The organism is Megasphaera sp. DISK 18 (assembly GCF_001682955.1).
Taxonomy (GTDB): domain Bacteria; phylum Bacillota; class Negativicutes; order Veillonellales; family Megasphaeraceae; genus Megasphaera; species Megasphaera massiliensis.
Window position 1 is genome coordinate 64,935 of the sequence record NZ_LUGJ01000063.1, and the last position, 19,017, is coordinate 83,951.

General features: G+C 47.6%; 14 protein-coding genes and 1 other annotated feature. Of the genes, 1 reads left to right on the forward strand and 13 read right to left on the reverse strand.

What is annotated here, in order from left to right; all coding sequences use genetic code 11:
- Positions 1–55: 55 nt before the first annotated feature.
- The 3 genes from ilvC to folP all read right to left on the reverse strand — a co-directional run bounded on the left by ilvC (position 56) and on the right by folP (position 3,738).
- Positions 56–1,066 (reverse strand): ketol-acid reductoisomerase, encoded by a 1,011-nt coding sequence (gene ilvC, locus A0U42_RS10805; RefSeq protein ID WP_044505335.1) that lies wholly within the window; start codon positions 1,064–1,066, stop codon positions 56–58.
- Between the two features lie 90 nt (positions 1,067–1,156).
- Positions 1,157–1,397: a binding site (T-box leader), on the reverse strand.
- A 141-nt stretch (positions 1,398–1,538) separates the two neighbouring features.
- A complete protein-coding gene (locus tag A0U42_RS10810; protein WP_065360984.1) occupies positions 1,539–2,780 on the reverse strand; it encodes an ATP-binding protein in 1,242 nt (413 codons plus the stop codon).
- Between the two features lie 121 nt (positions 2,781–2,901).
- Positions 2,902–3,738 carry a dihydropteroate synthase gene (folP, locus tag A0U42_RS10815; RefSeq protein ID WP_065360985.1) on the reverse strand — a complete coding sequence of 279 codons (837 nt, stop codon included), beginning with the start codon at positions 3,736–3,738 and terminating at the stop codon, positions 2,902–2,904.
- A gap of 279 nt (positions 3,739–4,017) precedes the next feature.
- On the opposite strand from folP, the gene ygiD reads away from it, so the two are divergent.
- Entirely contained in the window at positions 4,018–4,791 is a 774-nt protein-coding gene (gene ygiD / locus A0U42_RS10820) for a 4,5-DOPA dioxygenase extradiol (RefSeq protein WP_044505332.1), read from the forward strand.
- A 175-nt stretch (positions 4,792–4,966) separates the two neighbouring features.
- On the opposite strand, the gene A0U42_RS10825 is transcribed toward ygiD, so the two are convergent.
- The 10 genes from A0U42_RS10825 to A0U42_RS10870 form a co-directional block, all read right to left on the reverse strand.
- A complete protein-coding gene (locus A0U42_RS10825) occupies positions 4,967–6,343 on the reverse strand; it encodes a tripartite tricarboxylate transporter permease (RefSeq protein WP_218055549.1) in 1,377 nt (458 codons plus the stop codon).
- Positions 6,340–6,783 carry a hypothetical protein gene (locus A0U42_RS10830; RefSeq protein WP_065360986.1) on the reverse strand — a complete coding sequence of 148 codons (444 nt, stop codon included), beginning with the start codon at positions 6,781–6,783 and terminating at the stop codon, positions 6,340–6,342. The genes A0U42_RS10825 and A0U42_RS10830 overlap by 4 nt, the downstream gene beginning before the upstream one ends.
- Positions 6,784–6,801: 18 nt before the next feature.
- Positions 6,802–8,061, reverse strand: coding sequence for a hydroxymethylglutaryl-CoA reductase, degradative (locus A0U42_RS10835; protein ID WP_065360987.1), 1,260 nt, complete (start codon positions 8,059–8,061; stop codon positions 6,802–6,804).
- Positions 8,062–8,108: 47 nt separating this feature from the next.
- The gene (locus A0U42_RS10840; RefSeq protein ID WP_065360988.1) at positions 8,109–8,429 is read right to left on the reverse strand and encodes a hypothetical protein; all 321 of its coding nucleotides are present in this window, start codon (positions 8,427–8,429) and stop codon (positions 8,109–8,111) included.
- A gap of 4 nt (positions 8,430–8,433) precedes the next feature.
- Positions 8,434–9,792 (reverse strand): acyclic terpene utilization AtuA family protein, encoded by a 1,359-nt coding sequence (locus A0U42_RS10845; protein ID WP_065360989.1) that lies wholly within the window; start codon positions 9,790–9,792, stop codon positions 8,434–8,436.
- A 283-nt stretch (positions 9,793–10,075) separates the two neighbouring features.
- Entirely contained in the window at positions 10,076–11,494 is a 1,419-nt protein-coding gene (locus tag A0U42_RS10850; protein ID WP_065360990.1) for a sigma-54-dependent Fis family transcriptional regulator, read from the reverse strand.
- Between the two features lie 205 nt (positions 11,495–11,699).
- Entirely contained in the window at positions 11,700–14,687 is a 2,988-nt protein-coding gene (locus tag A0U42_RS10855; protein WP_065360991.1) for an AAA family ATPase, read from the reverse strand.
- A gap of 4 nt (positions 14,688–14,691) precedes the next feature.
- Positions 14,692–15,957, reverse strand: coding sequence for a DNA repair exonuclease (locus tag A0U42_RS10860; RefSeq protein WP_065360992.1), 1,266 nt, complete (start codon positions 15,955–15,957; stop codon positions 14,692–14,694).
- A 2-nt stretch (positions 15,958–15,959) separates the two neighbouring features.
- Positions 15,960–17,357 (reverse strand): PLP-dependent aminotransferase family protein, encoded by a 1,398-nt coding sequence (locus A0U42_RS10865; RefSeq protein WP_065360993.1) that lies wholly within the window; start codon positions 17,355–17,357, stop codon positions 15,960–15,962.
- A gap of 149 nt (positions 17,358–17,506) precedes the next feature.
- Positions 17,507–18,778: a hexokinase gene (locus A0U42_RS10870; protein WP_065360994.1), complete on the reverse strand. Its 1,272-nt coding sequence runs from the start codon at positions 18,776–18,778 to the stop codon at positions 17,507–17,509.
- Between the last annotated feature and the right edge of the window lie 239 nt (positions 18,779–19,017).

A 19,017-nucleotide genomic window follows, 5' to 3' on the forward strand; every position in this document is an offset into this window, starting at 1 on the left:
TCTATTCACCTCGTTATCATGTCATTAAGCGCATGGTCTATGGACCATGAAGAAATTAGTCGTTCTGATCGTTGCTGTGGAGCCAGGGCATCATGGCGCGGAGCTTTTCACCGACCTGTTCGAGAGGATGTTCCGCGTGCTGACGGCGCATAGCTAAGAAGTGAGCCCGGCCGCCGGCCTTGTTTTCGAGGAGCCAATCTTTGGCAAAGGCACCGGACTGGATGTCGTTGAGGACGTCTTTCATGGCCTGCTTCGAAGCCTGGGTTACGACGCGGGGGCCGGCCGTATAATCGCCATATTCAGCCGTATCGCTGATAGATTTACGCATCTTGGCCATGCCGCCTTCATACATGAGGTCGACGATTAATTTCATTTCATGGAAGGTTTCAAAGTAAGCGATTTCCGGCTGATACCCTGCTTCGCAGAGCGTTTCAAAACCGTTGGTGATGAGCTGGCAGATACCGCCGCAGAGAACAGCCTGTTCACCGAAGAGGTCCGTTTCTGTTTCTTCCTGGAAGGTCGTCTGGATGACGCCGGCACGCGTGCCGCCGATACCGCGGGCATAAGCCAGGGCTAAATCAAAACAAGTTCCCGTCGCATCCTGTTCAACAGCGAATACGTCCGGAACGCCGCCGCCTTCTACAAAAGTACGGCGAACGAGGTGACCGGGGCCCTTCGGAGCTACCATGAAGACATCGACGTCAGCCGGCGGGACAATCTGTTTGAAGTGAACGTTAAAGCCGTGAGCAAAAGCAAGGGCACTGCCGGATTTTAAATTCGGAGCGATTTCAGAAGCATAGACATCCGCCTGTTTTTCGTCCGGAATGAGGACCATGGTAACGTCCGCTTCTTTAACGGCTTCGGCAACGGTCTTGACTTCAAGGCCGGCTTTTTTTGCTTTTTCGACAGATTTACTGCCTTCGTACAAACCGACGACGACGTCTACGCCGCTTTCTTTCAAATTCAAAGCATGGGCATGCCCCTGGCTGCCATAACCGACGACAGCTACCTTCTTACCTCTCATGACATCCCAATTTACATCTTGATCATAAAAAACCTTTGCCATAATAACATCGCTCCTTTGAGTATAAAATAATTTATTCTCGTTGGAATTTAGAGATGCGTCGAAAGAGGTAACAAAAAAACTCCTATCCCTATGAGGGACGGAGTTTTTATTCCGCGATACCACCCTGATTCCCAGCTCATTGCTGCGCCAGGCTCTCTACAACGTACCAACATACGCGTTTCCTATAACGTGGAAAAGTCGTCAGTGCTTAGTATACTTCAGCACTCCTCTTCAGGGATGATTTTCAATCGATCTTCACTATCGGCTCGCACCACCCGCCGACTCTCTGAAAGTATCCGAAGGACCTACTCTTTCCCGTCATCAGATTTTACTCTATGCTTTTGCGAGCCCTTATCAGTTCGGCTCGTTTGAAAAGCTTGAACACATTCTACAAAATGACGCCTCGTTTGTCAATGATTTTTTTGAAATTAATTTGAAATTCTTTAGTTAAACGCTTGACTTCCTAATATTTTTAGGAGTCCCGATTGTTGAGGTACCATTTCACAAATTGCTGGGCAATCCGCCCATTGCGGCCGGAATGTTCCATCTCCCAGCGCAGCCCTTCGATTCGCAGCTTTTCCGGAGCGAGATCAATGCCGGCTTTTTTCAATTCATGGCCAATGATTTCCAGATATTCATCCTGAGTCGGCGCTGCGTAATGAAGGATGAGGCCGAAACGGTCTGATAAAGAAATGGCTTCATTGGTGTTATCGTCACGGTAGACTTCTTCCCATTCATCATTGCGGTCATGCCAGGTCTCCTTGAGCAGATGACGGCGATTAGAAGTTGCATAAATAACCACATTTTTGGGTTGTGGCGTAACACCACCATCCATGGCCGATTTCAGGTACTTATAAGACGCTTCATTTTCATCAAAAGACAGGTCATCGAGAAACAAGATGAAACGCTTGCTGCCGATAGCGCCCAACGTTTCCATCAGAGGCTGTAGTCCCTGAAGCTGGTCACGCTGAAGCTGAACCAAGCGCAATCCTTGCTCATGATATCGTGAGACCAAGGCTTTGACTGCCGTCGACTTACCCGTACCGCGAGATCCCGTAAGGAGAACGTTATTCGCTTCTTTCCCGCTGACAAAAGCCGCTGTATTGGCCATGAGTTTTTCCTTCTGGGCAGCATAGCCAATGAGATCATTCCAATCGAGGTGCGGGAAATTTTCAATCCCGATGAGCTGGCCGTCATCAGACAACCGAAAGGCCATGAAACGAGCAAGTTTCCCGCGGCCGAAGACGGCATAGTAATCGAGCAGGACGGCCGTGGCTTTTTCCGGCGTATCCGCCCCTTGAAAAGCTTTCTCTAAGGACCGAATGCAGGCGTCGTTTGTAACGGAAGCCGGCTCATAATCATCTAAAAATTCGATATCAAAGAAGTCAGAAGGCTGACGCTGTAAGTACGGAAATATCAGTTTCATATCGAAAGCCAAAGCCCGAGTCAGTCCCGTACCTGCGGTACCGACCCGTTCCATAACATCGGCAGCTACCGTACGTCCCTCAGAAAAAAGGTATAAAAAATACTGGCGCAGCACATTGCCCTGAAGCCCCAACCGTTCAGCCGCTTCCAATAAGGCGGCCGCACCGGCTCGCCGTGAAAACGAAGCCCCTTGATCCGTATCTTCCTGAACATCCATCAAGGCCTTGATGACAGGATCCTTCAAAAAATCCCGGCAAACGACGAGGCCTCGTAAACTTTCACACTTCATAGAACCATCTCCCCCTTGCGGCACCGCTTTTGACGTCCGCAGTATTTGGGCTATTATACTTCCAGAATGGACATTGGTCAAGAAGCAAGTCACCATCTATGCATAAATAATACTATTTTTATCAAATGTTATCCACTAAGGCATCGGCCATGCGGCACATACGAACAATAGGTTTTACATCATGAACACGCATGATAGTACATCCCGAAAGGACTCCGGCCACACATGTCGCCCCCGTCCCTTCCATCCGCTCCGTTACGGGCAGGTCGAGGATCTTTCCGATAAAGCCCTTACGGCTCGTCCCCAGCAGCATGGGATACGGCAGGGCCGTCAATTCGCGCAGGTGCTTCATGACATAGACGTTCTGTTCAAAAGTCTTGCCAAAACCGATGCCCGGATCGGTAATGATTTGGTCTTGACGCATCCCGGCCTTGTCAGCAATCATGGACGAACGAATAAAGAATCGCTTCATATCGCCTATGATGTCACCGTATTCCGTACCGTCTTGATTATGCATGACGACGACGGGGATGCCGTGTTTTGCGGCAACTGAAGCCATTTTTCCCGGTTCCGGCCCATACTGCAGGCCCCAAATGTCGTTCATGATATGGGCTCCCGTGCTCATGGCATAGTCTGCCGTTTCGGCCTTATACGTATCGACAGAAATGGGCACCGGACAAGCATCGACGAGGCGGGGCAGTATTCGTTCCAATCGTTCAATTTCTTCAGCCGCCGAAATCGGCGTAAAGCCCGGGCGGGATGATTCAGCACCGATATCGATAATATCGGCACCATCGGCAACCATGTCTTCCATATGGCGTAAGGCCGCGTCGATATCATTCCACTTGCCTCCATCCGAAAAAGAATCAGGCGTATAATTTAATACCCCCATAATCAGCGTTCTTTCTCCGACAGTCAGCGTTTTTCCATCATTCCAGCGATAGTGACGAATTTCCATGGTAAATCCTCCTATAAAAAAAGAGATAACTCGGGCGCCCAAAAGGACGCACAGTCGTTATCCCTAAAAAAAAGTCCGTAACCTGTACGTTACTATGTAGTATACCAAAATAAGGACTTCCGGGCAATAAGGCCATTCTCAAAAGGCACTTGTTTTTCAGTAAAACACTCTCCTCAATTGAATATATGAAACAAGGCCCTTTGTTGACGTAAAGTATGTATATGATATACTAAAAGGGGTTTATATTTACGAATTACAAGACAAAGGGGGATTTGTTATATGAAAAAGACGCCTGTTATCTTCATCGGACACGGAAGCCCCATGCTGGCCATCGATGAAAATGATCTTACGCGCGAAATGCAGCGAATCGGCGCCGACATTCTAAACAGCCCGGAAAAGCCAAAAGCCATATTAGCCATATCCGCCCATTGGTATGCGCCGGGTACATATATTCAAAGCGCCGAAAAACCACGTCAAGTATACGATATGTACGGCTTCCCGGAAGAACTCTACCAGCTTAAATATCCCGTCAGAGGCTGTTCAGACCTTACGAAAGAAGTCTGTGACCGCCTGGGTAGCGACGTTTCTATCAACGACAGCTGGGGCATCGATCACGGAACCTGGAGCGTCATGGTTCATATGTTTCCCGATGCTTCTATCCCCGTCGTACAGCTTTCGGTAAACAGCCATCTGAGAACGGAACAGTGTGTCGAAATCGGGAGAAAACTAGCCCCCTTGCGCGAGCAGGGATACCTGATTTGGGGCAGCGGCAACATCGTCCACAACCTGCGGCGAATCGAATGGAACAACCGCGGCGGTTCCGACCAGGCAGAACACTTCAGCCAATACATCGTAGACAACGTCCTTAACGGCAATATCGATGCCGTCATCAACTACCAAGAACACGAAAACGCAGCCTACTCCGTTCCTACACCGGATCACTATATGCCGCTGCTTTACTGTCTCGGCGCTGCCGGAGAAGATTCGGCAACGGTCTTTAACAACACCTGCACCATGGGGTCTCTCTCCATGGCCAGCTTCGTGTGGGCTTAAAGATTTAACTATATTTAAGACTTAATCATACAAAAGGCGATTCACTCTGTTATTTCAGAGTAAACCGCCTTTTTATGTGTGAAATATAATTTAGCGTTCCCGTAAGTATGATATGGAATGCAATATCATCAATGCCGCTTTGATTTTCTTAAAATAACCAACTTTATATGACCGGTTATTTTATTCCAAGCAAGGTTAGCATAAGCCATGGCGAGGCATAATAGACCATATACTGCACGCCTGTATGGACACCAAAATATCTGTTCAAAATGCCCCCAAACACAGCAATAGTCACAGCAATGGAAATACCTACCAGGCCTGCTTCAAAGTACGATATTACGACAATCAAACCGGCAAACATGCTGATAATAGCTTCCTGGCTAACATGTTTCAATACCCAAGCACTAGCTTTCCGTGCATAGTTCATCGAAAAAGGGTAAGCAACCAGAAAAGCAACGAACAACCCAATATAACCATAAACCAAGTAATCTACAGGGGTTAAAAAATTATGTAAATTATGAACCGGCTGTGCTGAAAAAACAGGCGGTGCATTAAACAATGGCGCTGCTGGTCCCAATCCAACGGGACTGAGTGGGATACCAAAAGCAAGCAAAGGAATGACCGTTTCTGCAATATAAGTGGCTTCTGTCGTGCCATTCATAACTGCCAGCGTTGTCGTCATCCGTTGGTATAACCCTTTTATTCTGGTACCTACAAATTCCCCCATCATAACGGTCATGCCAACAGGGCTGAACGTAAATGTAAGTGCTGAAACAGCCGCAGTCAACGCATTGTATAAAATCTGATGCTTAGATAGAATTTTCACCGGATTGGGAAAGTATCCCTTCCATGTTTTTAACTCCGGAGCAAGCCAAAATTCTCGTGCCTGACTTCTTGCTAAAAGATGGCGCGATCCCGGGAATAATATGGTCATTAAATCCGCAAACATCGGACCAATCGCAATCCCAAGAAACATACTAATAAATACGCCATGCCCAATACTTGCAATAGCCATTTTATTTAACCCTTGGACAAAGAAGGCGAACGGAATCAGAGCAAACAAACTGGCCCATCTGCCTTGAGAAGTATAGGCAATAATAATAGCTGCTACAGTAAATACAACGGGAGCCCACGCTTTAACAATATCTGCAAAGGGTGCTAATAAAGAAGCAAAGCCCACACTGATTGGCAAGGCTAAAAAAGCAGCAATAATCCCGCCAGATATCATTTTACGAAGAGCAATATGCGGAACTCCCAGTTTCCTCAAAACAGAAGCATCTTCAAGCATTGGGACGGCCATTGTATCTCCCGGCACCCCCATTAGAGCTGTGGGGATGGCATGTACCATGTGTTTAGAAATCGCAGCGGCCATAAACCAGGAAAAAATGGCTACCGGTGGGACCCCTAACAAAACGATTAATAGGGTAAGAGGAGCAATGGTTGATGTTTCATCCGTGCCAGAAATTAAACCGACACCGGAAAAAATGATGCCGCCAGCTAATGCCATCCCTAAAGCCCACAATAAATCACTGACAACAAAACCCTCCATCATGTTTCATCTCCTTTTAAGGCTTCCGACGATTTATTTTTATCGTGTCCATAGAATAATTCATATAGTTTCAAGTCTTTCATTTCTTGCAATACTTTGGCATCTGCATATTTTAACTCTTCTTGTTCCTTACTTATATCAACATTTAATTCGTTCAATACTCTGTCCCGATCTTTTTCAGAAAATTCTTCTTCGTTCAGAGTCCGTTTGGGCTTAAATAACTTTGCAGATACGACGGCAGAAATAACGCATCCACCAATCCCGAATAGTAACGAATATGCAGAAACTAATTTAGGTGCTATTTCCGGAGCCTGTGTAATAATTATTTCATGGGCTCCTAAATAACAACTAATGCTTATAACAATTCCTATGACGATTCCCTTCCCTAAGTCATACAGATCAACCGTATCACCCCAGATGTCAGCCAAACACGTCTTTTTCATTGCGGGAACCTCCTTTAATTACATTCTTGTAATCAAGTCTTTGGCAGATTCTACAGATATGTTTTTATCCGCAATCATTTTATCAACGACAGCTTCTAATACATCTCCCGTAGCTCCAGCGACTGTTGCAATATTTCTAGCATGAAGTTTCATATGACCTTTTTGGATTCCGTCAGTTGCTAACGCACGCATGGCTGCAAAATTTTGTGCCAAACCAACCGCGGCAATAATACGAGCTAACTCTTCTGCCGTTTTTACACCCAATATTTTAATAGCTGTCTGTGCCCCTGGATGAATTTTAGTGGCACCGCCAACTAATCCCACCATAATAGGAAGTTCAATCGATCCAGTCAGATTCCCTTCATCATCCTTTTCCCACCGGGTCATCGAGGTATATTTTCCATATTTATAATACATGTAAGAGTGTGCTGCAGCTTCCATTCCACGCCAATCATTGCCAGTTGCAACTACAACCGGATCCATTCCATTCATAATGCCTTTATTACTGGTAGCCGCCCGGAAGGGATCCGCTTCAGCAAAAGCATAGGCATCTATCATTCCATCAACAACAGATTCTCCACCAATAGCCTCTTTGGAAAAAGTAGCAGTTGCTCGTGCCAAGCGATACGCAGCTAAATTCGATAATATACGCAACTTCACCGTTCCTTTAGTAATTTTTTCAATCAATGGCGCTACCGCTTCCGCCATCGTATTAACGGCATTAGCTCCCATAGCATCACCCGTATCAACAATCAAGTGTACTACAACCATCGGGCCTATAATCGTGTCAATAACACGGACTTCCACATCTTTAGCCCCACCTGTAATTTTCACCAATACTGGATCTTTTGCATTAGCTTGATCAATAATTTCTTTTTTATGGTGTAAAATAGACTGACATGCAAAATACGGATTTGATACCCCTACAACTTGGACTTGGGCAATCATAATATTTCCCGTATAGCTGGTATGAAAGCCACCACTAGATCTTGCCATTTTAGCTGCATTTGAAGCTGCGGCGACAATAGATGCTTCTTCTACAACCATAGGAATGAGGCGTTCCTGCCCGTCAATGATAAAATTCATAGCTACGCCCATAGGCAGTTGATAAGTACCAATTACATTTTCAATGCAGTGATCCGCTATTGTATCGGAAAGTGCTCCCGGCTTTGTAATCGTATTTAATTCATCAGCCGTTAAATTAGAAAATTCCGCAACTTCCATTGCCCGTTGTTCCATTGTGAGTTTGTGAAATCCCGAATATTGATTTGTTTTCATGATAATTTCTCCTTAACTAAAGTTTAAAATTTATAACTCTTTATTGATTAGTCCTCGTCCACCTCAATATACATTCTCAGGAGAGCTGCTTCCATACATTTTCCCAATGTATCAAGGCGCAGTGAGCGTGTAGCACCGCCATCAAGAGCGTGGTGCATGACAAAATTAAATCCGTCCAACTGAGGCACATCATAACGAATGACATCTCCGAATACCAAGCCCTCAAAATGGCGACGAACATTTTCCGGCGTCAATTGTGCTTCCATAAATTTATAATATTTAGGTTCTCTTGCATAGATACAAATATTAGATGTATCACTTTTATCTCCACAACGGCCGTGAGCAATATCTTTTAACTGTACTTTCATGTTTTTATACCTCCTCAACATATGTCGTAAGCTTAATGGCATCTCTCGGGATTAACGTCGGCCAGAGAGCAAAGACTTCACTCGGACGACTGCGCCCTCCGAAGAAGCATCCCTGCGCCGGTCCATTCAGGTTGCTGACAGCTGCGACTTCCGGCGTAAGTTTCAAGCCTTCCTGCTTGTTTTCAGTCATGATGGCATAGCGAAGGACCACTTCATTGAGATCGGCATTAAGTTCCGGTGCCAGAGGGCCGTGAAGAGCGTTTACACCAAGATAACTTATATGCTTACGAACAATATGCGCATTTTTCATCGCTAATCGCTTATCGAGAATATCAGCTGCCATTTTGGCTTTGTCTAAAGCTCGCGGCCAGGAATATGGCAAATAAGCAATCGTGCGGTACCCTTCAAGATAACCTACGCAGAGCTTTAAGGTATCCGGGGCTGGGGTCCCGGTGACGCCTCGGACGGCCACATGGTCCCGTTCAATTTCTTCCAATGTAATTTTGCTGAAATCAGCAACGGTATCGGGCGTAATGTATTTTGACGGATCATGAATTTCATAAAGCAGCTGTTCCTTAACGGACTGGGGTGTAACGAGGCCGCCGGTGTTCTTAGTTTTCGTCAAGATAAGGCTGCCTTTTTCACTGACTTCAACAATAGGATAACCAAGGTTTTCCGGGCTGGGAACATGTTCCCAATCGTAATCATAGTTGCCGCCGGTTGCTTGGGCACCGCATTCACAAAGATGACCGGCTAAAATCCCCGTTGCCTTAGCCGTCCAGTCGTCTGATTTCCATCCGAATTCATACATGAGCGGAGCTTCAAACATAGCTGTATCGGTCGATCTGCCTAAAATAATGATATCGGCACCGTCTTCCAAACATTTGACAATGGGTTCCACGCCATAATAAACATTCGCATTGACCATATTCGGCAAAATACGATCGATATCTTCGCCGGTATCCATATGTTTCATGGTAATGCCTTTTTCTCTGAGCTGAGGAATCATTTCACGCACATCATCACCAAAAACGTAACCTACTTTTAAGCTGTATCCGCCTTCGCGAATAACTTCCTTCGCCTTTTCAACGCAGGCTTTAACGTTCATCCCACCGGCATTGGTGATGACTTTCGTTCCTTTCTGCGTAATATAGGGCAGCATACCTTTTAAGGCCGTAATAAAATCACGTGCATAGCCTGCTTCTGGGCGCTTTTCCTGCTGTCTTCTCATAATCGATAAGGTTAATTCAGCCAAGTAGTCACAGCAGATATAATCTAAATTATCCTCTCTAGCCATCGTGATAGGGGCATCACTTAAATCCCCCCAAAAGCCTTGTCCACCGCCGATTCGAATTGTTTTCATACGAACTTACCTCTTTTCTTTGTATTGTATACATGTAGTATCGTAATTTTACTCAGATGATCTCTTATATGAAATTTTCATGCCAATAAGAAGAAATCAAAGCCTGACCAAAGGCAAATCAGCGGTCCAAAGCAAGCTATAATCCTAATAGTTACCATTAATTAAAAGTTGGCTTGGAAAAATAATAAGAGCCATTTAGATATACAAATGTATACCCAAATGGCTCTTATTGTCTACATAGTATACAATAAACTTTGTTCAGTTTGTTTACATAGTATACACTTCATTTTTCTTCATCAAGCTCATATTGTTTCCACTTCTTATAAAAGGTACGGCGACTAATGCCTAGCGTCTTCATGGCTTTCGTTTTATTCCCATTAGCATCCAATACGGCCTGCTGAATTCTTTGCTTTTCAATCATCTGAAAACCTGACTTCAAAGAGCAGTCATTTCTCACTTCCATCTTATACAGATCAAAAGAAGCGCTATCTCGCACCGGCTCGGCATATTGAAGATCTTCCGGTAGATGCCCTAACTGAATTTCTCCTTCATTACAAACAATGACGGCATATTCCATACAACTTTGCAGTTGGCGGACGTTGCCATTCCACGGAAAGGTTAAAAAATACTGTTTCACTTCAGGAGAGATTGTAACTTTTTTCCCATACTTTTGTGCATATTTCTCTAAAAAGAATTCCGCCAATAACAGAATATCTTCACCACGTTCACGCAGCGGCGGAATCGTTATTTTAAATGTGTTTAAGCGGAAATATAAGTCATCTCGGAATTTACCTTCCCGGACCATTTGTTTCAAATCGCGATTCGTCGCGGCAATAACCCTGACATCAGCTTTTTGAACTACTTGTGAACCTATTTTTTGGATTTCTCCGGACTGCAGGACCCGCAATAGTTTTGACTGCATGAAAAGCGGCATCTCGCCTATTTCATCTAAAAAAATCGTACCCCCATCGGCCTGCTCAAATTTTCCCGCCTTCCCACCTTTGACAGCACCGGTAAAAGATCCGGATGTATAACCAAAAAGTTCACTTTCCATTAACGATTCAGGAATTGCCGAACAATTCAAATTAACATAAGGCTGCCGTCGTTTGCCGCTGATTGCTAAGATTGCATTGACAAAAATTTCTTTTCCGGCACCGCTTTCTCCTTCGATAAGTACCGTCGCATCAGTCGGGGCAACTAATTCAGCCAAACGAAGGCATCTCAAAAAGTTAGGACTCTGCCCAATGACATGAGAAAATTCAACAGGCAAATTGGTTTCACTATCGGCTGCCGCTTTAAAAATAGATTGATTCAGCCGCTGGGCCTTTTCTAACTCTTCCTGACTCCGAGACAGCTCTGTAATATCATTAAATACCGATACAGCCCCGACGAGAGATTCGTCCTTCATGATGGGCGTAATGTTTACCCGTATTTTTTTCCCTCGCGTTTTGACTTCCACTAATTGATGAAGAACCGGTTCTCTATTCTGAAGAACCTGCAAAATAAGTGCTCCCGGTTCAATCGTTTTTACTTGCTTATGCAGGACCTTATCTTTCGAGACAGCCAGAATCTTCGTATAGGCCTTATTGACATAGAGGATACGCGACGTCTTATCGACGATAACGATTCCATCATTGACAGCATCCATAGCCTCCCACATCATGACACTGGCAATAGCGTCATTTTCAGCCAACACACTCATAAAATCACCTACCTTACCAACAATATGATTGATACCTGCTTATACATGCTATTTTCAATAGAATTCATTCGTCCTCAGACCAATTCAAAGTCAGTGGGTTATAAGAAACATCTGACGGAATCTATCGTACGCACCGACTAAAAGCCCCAGTTACAACAAACAGCCCGGCGCAAACCGAGCTGTTTGTTGTGTATCGATAATCTCGTTACGAAGCCGTCTGGATATTTCCTTTTTCGATTTCAAAAATGTGGATCGTATCGGTTTCTCCGGAAAGTTCTTTCTGAACTTCCTGGGCCACTTTTTGGGTCGCTGCCGAGCAGGTGAACAGGAAGATTTGTTCTTTCTTACCCAAGGACGCTAAAAAGTGAATGGCTTCTTTTTGGCGCTGTTCATCGAAGCGGACCAGGATGTCGTCGAGGATGAGCGGCATCGGTTCGATCTGCCGCGAGAAGGCCATGGCCAAGCTGACGCGGATGGCGAGGTAAATCTGGTCGCCTAATCCGCTGCTCCACTGTTTTTCCGGTATGCGGCGCTGGGTACCGTCGACGGCGAAAAGCTGCTTTCCGTCGAGGCTGGCCTGAAGGGTATAACGCCCTTGGGTCATGAGATTGAGGTATTCACCGGCCTGACGAATGACGATGGGCTGGCGGACTCTTTCGTAGTAATCCTGAGCCTGTTCGAGCATGTACTGGGTATACATATAGGTCAGCCAGTCATCGACGTGGCGGTCCAAATCGGCCTTGCGGTTCTGCTGGGTCTGCAAGAGTTTCCCATATTCATCGCTCTTAGCCATCTGACTCAGGCGTTCAATGATACTGCCTCGTTTTTCAGCCACTTCGGCCAGTTTCTTTTCGGCCTCGGCGATTTTTTTCTGATAGTAATCGCGTTCGTCGGTCCAGTTTTTCAGCGTGTGTATCTTCAATTCATGGCGCAGTTCCGACAGTTTTTTAGGATTCTTGGCGATGAGCCGGATATGAGCCTCCGTTTGGTCATAGACTTCCTTATACTGTTGGAATTGACGGAATTTCAATAATTTGCTGCGGAATTCCGCATCGGTCTTGGCCCCGGCGGCGCTAAGCAGTTCCCGCTGCATCTGAACTTTATGTTCCCGTTCTTCGGCCAGGCTTTCAATCTGAGTTTCCCGTTCTTTCTGCTGACGGTCCTGCTCTTTGGCAACTTCTGCCTGGACGCGGATATCCTGCCACTGTTTATATACGGCTTCTGCCTCGTCGGGAGATACCGGCTTTTTAACGCCGACTTCACGGAAAATCTGTTCTGCCGTATCCGTCCAACGCGAAATGGAACTGTTGACATCGAGTTTACGCCGCTTCCAATCGTTCGACGCCGTCGTCATCTGTTTCCATATATCCCAGGCTTCTTTGGCTTTGGCCATATCCGCCGTTTCAAGTTTCGTAAATCCCGACTGATCGCGCCAGCCTTCCCAAGCCGTTTCACTAGCTAAGAGTTTTTTCTTGCAGGTATTTCCTTCTTCCTGCCAGGTGCCATAGATGGCATCGTACATCACTTTTTGTTCTTTCTGCCAGGCATTCTTTGATTCCTTCGTCTGCCAGTCCATGTACTGTTTGCGGACGCCGTCTAATTCCTGCTGCCAGCGATCGTTGGCGGCCTCCACATCTAAGTTGATTTCAGCGTCTTTTGAAAGGTCGCTTATCTGCTGATTAAGCTTCCCTAATTGATTCTCTATTTCAGCAATTTTACGGGGAATACGATCGGTCCCCGTTTTTTGACGGGCCAGGGAGATGACGGCGATGACGGCACAGGCCGCCCCGGCACCCAGTCCAAGGGTTGAGTCAAAGTCTGCCAGATATACCGCAGCGACGCAGGCGATCGCGGCTAAGAGAAAGAGCACGCCTAATACAATAAAGGCCTTCGACGGACCCGTAGCTCCATTTTTTAGCCAATCGAGCTGTTCTTGCAGGGTCTGCCGTTCCGTAACGGCCGACTGGATGGCTGATACGGCTGTCCCAACAGTATTCCACTCGTCTTTCGACTTTTCCGTATCTTCTTCATCAAGTTCCGGCGACGAGACGTTCTTTGGCTTGGCAGCCTGCCACTTTTCCATTTCCTGACGGCTGTGTTCAAGAGCTGATGCTGCAGCCATTCCGCGCGGCCAGTCGACCGTTTCCGGGATTTCACCGGTGACAGTCCACTCTTTCAAGGCCTCTGCCTGTTTGTTTTTTTCAAAATCCCAGTCTATTTCTTTATCTTCGTGTTCTTTTAATTCATCAAGGCCTTGCTTCCAAGCCGGAATACTGCGGTAAATATCCTCAATTTGAGGACCGCAGACGAGCCAGCGCTTCCATGATTCCTGAAAAGCCGGTCCCTTTTGGTTCATTTCTTTCAAGTGCTTAATCTGTTCGTCGATTTCCTTGATCTTTTGATCCATATCGGCCCATTTTTGAGCGCCATCTAAGGGAAACTGCGATACGTCAGCCAAATTCTGCATCTGCTGCAGAGCATCCTGACCGCGTTTATAGACGTCCCAAGCTGCGATGGGCATGGAAATCTGCTCGATCTGCTGCTTTGATTCTTCAATATCGAGGCGGATGCGGTTTTCGATTTCATGCGTCGTCCGCTCCGTTTCCTGTAAGTTCGCGAATTCATCTTCATCAAAGGCCAGGCTGCTGATCCGGCGGTCGAAGTCTTTCTGTTCATTGAGTAGGGCATTGATGGGCTTTTTCCCCTGGGGAGATGCGACCAGAAGTTCCCCCATCTCTTTGGCCACTTCACTGCGGGCCAGCCCCATGGCGACGCCGCCTTCAATGCTGAAAAAGTGATTGCGAACGGCTTCGTTAGACAGGATTTTAAAGCCCTGAAGGTCCTCAAGGCCCATGGCGAAAATCTTATCGTAGGTCTGACGATCCAGCCCGTGCCACCACAAATCGGCCGGTTCTTCCTGAAGGTTTTCGTCGCCGTTCGATAAGGTATATTCTTTTTCATTGCGGACGATCCGGTATTCTTTTCCGTCTTCCCGGCGGATATCCATACTGCCGAAATAGCCGTGCCAGTCGCCCCGCAAGTAGCCGAAGAACATGGAGCGAACATACTTCATAAGGGTCGTCTTCCCGCTTTCATTACGGCCGTGCATGACGATCAGTCCGCTTTCCGGGGGATTCCATTTGACACCATGATAAATCCCGAAATCAGCTAATTCCATCTGTATAATCTTCATGACATTATCCTCTTCTATGTTCCAGCAAGCGCTGCATGCCCAGCCACTTGGCTTTTTCAAAGTTTTCCAGCAGGCGGTCATCAGAAATCGCCCGGCCATACGCACCGAGGCGTTCGAACTCGGGCCGATTCATGAGGATATCCCGCAGGGCCTTTGCTTTTTCAGCAGGCTCCAATTTTTCTAAATTGTCGAAAACATTTAAATAATCGCCAATGGAGTCGGGCAATTTACTCCGTTCATCCATATTGATTTTCGGACGGGCCAGGTTGCGCAGCCGTTCGACCATGACGAAGGCATACTTTCCCTGTTCTTCTTCACGCCAGCTTTCCAGCCAGTACTGTGTCGCTTCCGGATTGTTGATGACATGGTACATACTGCCGCTGCCCGTAAAATTAACGGTCAAAAACGTCGGTTTCCCGATATCACGGCGCACTTTTTCTTTAGCAAAGCGCACGGCACCGCGCAGTTCCGATACGGACTCGAGGCCGTCGATGGCAATATCAATGCTTTCCCAGCGGACGATACTGGTATCGACGAACTCGATATTCGTCGTTCCATAAGGGCCGACTTCAACGTAATAGCAGCCCCGAGGACCGCTTTCCGTGCAGTCCAGCCCCTGGGGATTGCCGGCATAGACGATATACGGTTTTTCACATAAAATTTCGTGTTTATGAATATGACCCAAGGCCCAATAATCCATGCCGCATTCTTTTAAATCGTCAAGGGTGCACGGAGCATACGTCGACTCACGACTGCCGACTTGGGTGTGGAGCAGGCCGATAGAAAAGGTATCTCCAGCGGCACGGTTGAACTTCCAGGCCAGATTTTCCCGCTGTTCGCCTTTAGCATAGCTTTGGCCGTAAACGGCAGCCGCTTCTTCGCCGTCAACGAGCAGAGGTACCCGTTCGACAGCCTCTGCCGAAAAGACATGGACGTTGGGCGGGAAAGGTATTTTTGCCTTCCAAGCTTCCAGAGGGTCGTGATTGCCAAGGACGGCAAAAACCTGAATTTGATGCTGGGCCAATTTATGAAGCAGCCGCACGTAATCGAGCTGAGCCGTGAGATTGTGATTGGCACTGGTATAGACGTCACCCGTAATCAAAACGGCGTGAACTTGTTTATCGATAGCCAGCTGTACGATTTTTTGAAAGGCCCGGACCGGAGCTTTGCCGATGATACGCTGCCAGCGATCATCGATGGCGGCCAGATTATGGAACGGGCTTCCTAAATGAAGATCTCCGCATTGAATAAACCGCAAATTTTTCGCCATTATTATCCTTCCTTCTCTGACCATGCTGCATGCAGGGCCGCAACGGCATCACGGAGCTTACAGCTGGGAATTTTTGAAAATGACAGGAGAAACTCATTGTCCGTTTCCTGTGAGGGTGTTTCATAAAAAGACTGCATGGATAAGACGCGGCAGCCTTGCTGTTCCGCTTTTTTAAGCAAATCCGATTCTGACAAGGGGCTGTGCAGGCGGACGTGACAGTAGATGCCGGAAACGAGTTGGCCGACGACGATTTCCTGGCCAAAGGCCTCCACGAGGAGTTTCCTCAGGAATTCGCCTTTTTCCTGATAATCCTTACGCAGCCGGCGAACTTGGCGTGAAAGTTCTCCGCTCTGGATATATTCCGCCAACACGCACTGTTCCGGCACAGAAGCGCCCTGCCGAAAGAGACCTCGCCGGGCATGGTATAACGGCATGAGTTCCGGCGGAAGCACCATATAACTCAGGCGGACAAAAAAAGGCAATACCTTCGAAAGAGCCCCCATATAGATGACGCGGCCACTGCGGTCCAGTCCCTGAAGTGCCGGTACCGGTCGGCCGTAATAGCGAAGCTCGCTGTCGTAGTCGTCTTCGATAATGAGTCCGTCAGTCTCTCCTGCCCATTGGAGCAGACGATGGCGAATGCCGGCCGGCATGACCGTTCCCGTCGGAAACTGATGGGACGGACTGACGTAGACCAAGCGAACGTTGCTTTGCTCCAGCTCATCGACCTGAAGGAGACCGCCCTTAATAGGAATGGGAACGATGGAATAGCCGCTGTTGCGAAAGATTTCCCGCCCCAGTCGGAATCCGGGCTCTTCAACGCCGATGCAGTCGTATTTACAGCGCAGTAAGTGCGTCAATATGCCCAGCAGGGAAATCGTACCGGCGCCGATGACAATCTGTGAAGGCGCTGCATGGACACCGCGTGTTTCATAGACGTAACGGCTCAGAGCACGGCGCAGATCAGGGACGCCCTGGTCGTCATTGGCCGCCAACAGGCGATCCGGCTCTGACAAAACACGATTCATGTACTTTCGCCAAATATCGAGGGGGAATCGCTCCAAGGCCATGTCGCCGCTGGCGAAGTCATAGTCATACACCGGCTGGTGTACGATTTCCTGCACCCGCATTGGACGGCCTTCTTCCGGCAGTTGTTCCCGCCGGCCCAAGGAGGCTACTTCATAGCGTGCTTTGTGCCGGCGCAGGATATAGCCTTCACTGGCCAATTGGTAGTAGGCCTTTTCTACGGTCATCTTGCTGATGCCGGCAGCTTGAGCCAATTCACGCACAGAATCGAGACGCATACCGGCTACCATGCGGCTCGATTCTATTTCCTGGCGATAATATTCGTAAATTTGTACATAAAATGGTTTGCTGATAGATTTGTCGAGTTGCAGCATTGCATCCGGCCTAAGGCCCCTTCTCCCCTCTGTGGCGTCGCCATGTCTATGGTTGTCTCTGTAATATTATATTGTACCGAAAAATGCGCCTCCTGAAAAGGGGGATACCCGGCGATTCCTTGGCAAATCCATATATTTTCTTATAAAAACTATCGTATGCTCATAGCAGCCGCAATCGCAGCACCGACGGAGACCCCATCTTGGATGAGAATCGGATCGACGGAAATCTGTTTTTCCCGATTAGGACCTTCATTTTGGCAGGCCTGCATGGCATCTTCCATCATAACCAAGGCACCTCGAACGTGTTTTAAAACACTTCCGTCAATGGCAATGGTCTGACTCGGAATGGGCAGCTCTTTATATAAATGATGCAGAATACCACAGCCGACGGCGCCGACAAGCTGAGCTGAACGCACAAAAATAGCCGCTCCGATATGCCTTATGGGGCGCACATCTTCCAAGCAGACGATGCGATTCCACAGCCGCCCCATCGTAAGCCGGCCCTGTTGATCATCATCGTTCCCAATGATATCATTCATTGCTTCCGTCGTAAAAGGAGGCAGTTCCGGAGTGTCAAAGTAGGTCAACAGCGTTTGGCGAAAGAGTTCCGAAGCATAAGCGCCGCTCATCATCTTTTCCAGTTTATGCAGCCCCGGCTGAGACGATCCGGCATCGACGGCCTCATCCCAGTGATGACCCGTAACGCCGTTGTAATCGCCGGCCTCTAAGTTAACGATCATATTCCATTCCGGCTCATAATAACAGGCATTAAACCCGGTACCGCAGACCATACCGATACGGACCTTCTCCATCGTATAAGACGCCGACAGTAAGAGGGCCGTCGTATCATTTACAAGGGCCACGGGCTCGATGTCGCTGAGTCCCTGCCGCCGGAGCGCCGCTTTCAGCAAGGCATTTACGTTCTCGCCTTCGACCCCGGAAACGGCAATTTCCTTAGACCAGGAGAGGAGGCGCCCGTCCTCGATACCGGTCCGCTTCAAGGCAAAAGAAAAGGCGTGCCCCAGTCGATAAGACTGGCCGCTGCGAGCTACTTTGCCGACAAGACGGGCCAAGAAATCAAAGAGTTCTGACGCCGTCGTCGAAGAGGACAAATAATCGTACTCACCAGCCACTTTCAGCGGTCGGGATACCTTTTTTTCGACGATATAGCAATGTCGTCCCAAGAGGCGAATCCGCGAGGCTCGAACATTAGTCCCGCCAAAGTCCAGTGCCAAAAATACGCCCTTTTCATCCCCTTCCGGCAGGGATGCATACGATTTTTCAGCCGAAACCGTGGCTCCGGCCTCACCGGCCAAGGCCCTGTCGATATCGGCCGAGAAATCACGGGAAATCGCCTGCAGCCGCTCATCAGGCAAGTAAAAATAACGGGCAATATCCGTCCAATCCATCCGTTCATTCATGACAGTCATCACCTCTCGTGAGTTTATAATTTTATTATACTATGTTCCCTGTCACGCCGCCAGTCTGCTCTATTTTGACCATATCGGTCAGGGATACCGTTTGGTACTGATTGGCATAAAACGATTGACTTTTTCAGGCAATCGTCTATAATCAAAGGTAGAGTGAGACCGAAACAAAAGGCCGCACGAAGGGGTACACCACCTTGGGTGTAAGTCTTCGTGCGGCCTTTTTTTAATGC